Here is a 320-nt window from a genome sequence, read left to right as displayed (position 1 = left end):
GCCTCGACCAAGGCCTTCACCTGCCAGCTCACCGTTCTCGCCTCACTCGCGGTCGCTGCCGGCCGCGCTCGCGGCACGCTTGACGAGACGGAACAGAAGCAACTCGTGAAAAGTCTTGCCGAGATGCCGCGCGTCATCAGCCAGGTACTGAACGCGGTTCAGCCACAGATCGAAGCCCTGTCGCGCGACCTCTCCAAGTTCAAGGACGTGCTCTATCTCGGCCGTGGCACCAGCTATCCGCTGGCGCTCGAGGGCGCGCTGAAGCTCAAGGAAATCTCCTATATCCACGCCGAAGGTTATGCCGCCGGCGAGCTCAAGCA

1 protein-coding gene is annotated in these 320 nt (G+C 62.8%); it reads left to right on the top strand.

Going from position 1 to position 320, the window contains the following annotated elements:
* Window positions 1-320, top strand: a 320-nt coding sequence (locus H6M51_RS24400; protein ID WP_185812333.1) for an SIS domain-containing protein, incomplete at both ends; no start/stop codon positions are given.

The organism is Rhizobium sp. AQ_MP (assembly GCF_014237835.1).
Taxonomy (GTDB): Bacteria; Pseudomonadota; Alphaproteobacteria; order Rhizobiales; family Rhizobiaceae; genus Allorhizobium.
Note: the sequence above shows the minus strand (reverse complement) of the source record. Positions and strands in the feature narration are given on the sequence as shown.